Origin of the sequence: Streptomyces niphimycinicus (assembly GCF_018883605.1) — a bacterium.
GTDB classification, from domain to species: domain Bacteria; phylum Actinomycetota; class Actinomycetes; order Streptomycetales; family Streptomycetaceae; genus Streptomyces; species Streptomyces niphimycinicus.
In genome coordinates, this window is the sequence record NZ_JAHLEM010001091.1 from 1 (window position 1) to 3,444 (window position 3,444).

Annotated in this window: 3 protein-coding genes; all 3 read left to right on the forward strand. The window is 70.7% G+C overall.

The window, feature by feature from the left end:
* A partial coding sequence (locus KN815_RS47790; RefSeq protein WP_216348024.1) for a carbohydrate ABC transporter permease occupies window positions 1-859 on the forward strand: 859 nt, incomplete at its 5' end.
* Entirely contained in the window at window positions 856-2,118 is a 1,263-nt protein-coding gene (locus KN815_RS47795) for a 6-phospho-beta-glucosidase (protein ID WP_253209707.1), read from the forward strand. The genes KN815_RS47790 and KN815_RS47795, both read left to right, overlap by 4 nt.
* A 77-nt stretch (window positions 2,119-2,195) precedes the next feature.
* Window positions 2,196-3,221 carry an N-acetylglucosamine kinase gene (locus KN815_RS47800; protein WP_216348025.1) on the forward strand — a complete coding sequence of 342 codons (1,026 nt, stop codon included), beginning with the start codon at window positions 2,196-2,198 and terminating at the stop codon, window positions 3,219-3,221.
* The last annotated feature ends 223 nt before the right edge of the window (window positions 3,222-3,444 follow it).

The window sequence follows — 3,444 nt, forward strand, 5'->3', positions numbered from 1 at the left end:
CGCCGCCGGCCGCTCCCCGGCCCCCGCCGCCCGCCGCCGCGCGGCGCTGCACTGGATCGCCGTGCACACGGTCGCCATCGCCGCCGCGCTCTTCTTCGTCCTGCCCTTCGTCTTCGTCTTCCTGACCTCGGTGATGAGCGATGACCAGGCGCTGAGCGGCGATCTGTGGCCCACCGAATGGAACTGGTCGAATTACGCCGACGTCTTCAACACTCCGGGCTTTCTGGACTGGTGGCGCAATTCGCTGCTGTACGCCGGGCTCGGCACCCTGTTCACGGTCTGTTCCTCCATACCGGTGGCCTACGCCCTCGCCAAATTCCGCTTCCGCGGCCGCCGCACCGCCATGATCATGGTCATCTCCACGATGATGCTACCGCCGCAGGTGATCGTGATCCCGATGTATCTGGTCTGGGCCCAGCAGCTTCATCTGTCGGGTTCGCTGTGGCCGCTGATCATTCCGATGGCGTTCGGCGACGCGTACTCCATCTTTCTGCTGCGCCAGTTCCTGCTGACGATTCCCCGGGAGTACCTGGAATCGGCGAAGGTCGACGGCAGCGGTGAACTCGGCACGCTGCTGCGCATCGTGGTCCCGATGGCCAAGCCGGGGATCGCCGCCGTCGCGCTCTTCCAGTTCTTCTACTGCTGGAACGACTACTTCGGCCCGCAGATCTACGCCGCGCAGAATCCGGGCGCCTGGACGCTCAGTTACGGCCTGGAGAGCTTCAAGAGCGCGCACAGCGTCAACTGGAATCTGACGATGGCCGCGACCCTGCTCGTCATGGCCCCCGTCATCATCGTCTTCTTCTTCGCTCAGAAAGCCTTCGTCGAAGGCGTCACACTGACAGGAGTCAAGGGTTGAAGCTCGCAGTCGTGGGTGGCGGATCCACCTACACCCCCGAACTCATCGACGGATTCGCCCGGTTGCGGGACGCGCTCCCGCTGGAGGAACTCATCCTGGTCGACCCGGCCGCCGACCGCCTGGAGCTGGTCGGCGGGCTGGCGCGCAGGATCTTCGCCAAGCAGGGCCACCCGGGCACCATCTCGTGGACCGACGACCTGGACGCGGGCGTGGACGGCGCCGACGCGGTCCTGCTGCAACTGCGGGTCGGCGGTCAGGCCGCCCGGAACCAGGACGAGACCTGGCCGCTGGAGTGCGGCTGCGTCGGACAGGAGACCACCGGCGCGGGCGGGCTGGCCAAGGCGCTGCGCACCGTCCCGGTGGTGCTGGACATCGCCGAGCGGGTGCGCCGCCGCAACCCCGACGCCTGGATCGTGGACTTCACCAACCCGGTCGGGATCGTGACCCGGGCGCTGCTCACCTCCGGGCACCGGGCGGTCGGCCTGTGCAATGTCGCCATCGGCTTCCAGCGGAAGTTCGCGAAGCTGCTGGGCGTGACCCCCGGCGAGGTGACCCTGGAGCATGTGGGCCTGAACCACCTCACCTGGGAGCGCGCGGTGCGCATCGGCGGCCCCGACGGCGAGGATGTGCTGCCCAAGCTGCTCGCGGAGCACGGCGAGGCGATCGCCGAGGATCTGCGGATGCCGCGCACGCTGGTGGACCGGCTCGGCGTCGTCCCCTCCTACTATCTGCGCTACTTCTACCAGCACGACGCGGTGGTCAGGGAGCTGCGCAGCAAGCCGTCCCGGGCGGCGGAGGTCGCGGCGATCGAGCGGCAACTGCTGGAGATGTACGGCGATCCGGCGCTGGACGAGAAGCCCGAGCTGCTCGGCAAGCGCGGCGGGGCGTTCTACTCGGAGGCGGCGGTCGATCTCACCTCGTCCCTGCTGGGCGACACCGGTGAGGTGCGGATCGTCAATACGCTCAACGACGGCACGCTGCCCTTCCTGCCCGACGACGCGGTGATCGAGGTCCCGGCGGCCGTCAACGCACAGGGCGCGAAGCCCCTGCCCGTACGCCCCCTCGAGCCCCTGTTCGCCGGTCTGGTCGCCAATGTCACGGCGTACGAACACCTGGCGCTGGAAGCGGCGTTGAAGGGCGGCCGGGAGCGGGTCTTCCAGGCGCTGCTGTCCCACCCCCTCATCGGCCAGATCGAATACGCCGAGAAGCTGACCGACGACCTCATCGCGCACAACCGGGAGCATCTGGCGTGGGCCTGACCCAGTCCGTATCGACCCCCTCTCCTTCCCCTTCGTCTCCTTCCTCCGCTTCCTCCGCGTCCGCTCCGGAGCGGTCGGTGCTGGCGATCGACGCGGGCAACAGCAAGACCGATGTCGCGCTGGTCGGCCCGGACGGCTCCGTCCTCGGCGTGGCCCGCGGCGGCGGCTTCCGGCCGCCCGTCGTGGGCGCCGAGGCCGCGGTCGGCTCGCTCGCGCCCCTGGTGGAGGAGGCCGCACGGCAGGCGGGCGGGTCCGGTCCGCCGCACGCGGGGCATATCGCGGGGCATATCTCGGCGTGTCTGGCCAACGCCGATCTGCCCAGCGAGGAGGAGGAGCTGACGGGCGTACTGGCCGATCGCGGCTGGGGCGCCACCGTCACGGTCGCCAACGACACCTTCGCCCTGCTGCGGGCCGGGGTCGGCGACGACGGCGAGCCGACCGGCGTCTCCGTGGTCTGCGGCGCGGGCATCAACTGCGCCGGGATCGGTCACGGCGGCCGGGTGGCCCGCTTCCCCGCCATCGGCCGGATCTCCGGCGACTGGGGCGGCGGCGGCTATCTGTCGGAGGAGGCGCTGTGGTGGGCGGCGCGTGCGGAGGACGGCCGCGGCGAGCCGACCGAGCTGGCCCGCGCCCTGCCCGCGCGGTTCGGCCTGACCACCATGTACGAGCTGATCGAGGCGCTGCATCTGGGCCAACTCGACCCGGCCCGGCGGCATGAGCTGACGCCGGTGCTCTTCGCGGTGGCCGACGCCGGCGACGGGATCGCCCGGGCGATCGTCGACCGCCAGGCGGAGGAGGTGGTGACCATGGCCACGGTGGCCCTCGGCCGCCTCGATCTGCTGGGCGAGGAGACACCGGTGGTGCTGGGCGGCGGGGTGCTCGCGGCCCGCCATCCGCTGCTGGACGACCGGGTCCGCGAACTGCTGGCGGAGCGCGCCCCGAAGGCCGAGCCGCGGGTGGTCACCGCACCGCCGGTGCTGGGTGCCGCGCTGCTGGGCCTGGACCGCACCGGCGCGCCGGAAGCGGCGTACGCCCGGTTGCGCGCGCACTACGCCCCGGCCGATGACACGGAAAGTGGAACCGAAAGTCCGTCCGAAGCGTAATGAAAAGGGGAGGGAAGATCGCGATCCGAACAAGATCCAGGCTCGACCGGTGACCTCTCCTGGCGCCGCGGTCCATACTGCTGCGACACCGACCGCGACACCAACTACGGAATCCGGGCCAAGGGGGAGGTCTTGTGTCATACCCGCCGACCACCGGCAGAGCCGCGCCGCCACCCGCGCCCGCGGCCCCGCCGCGGACCGCGTGGCGTGAGGGGCTCGACCG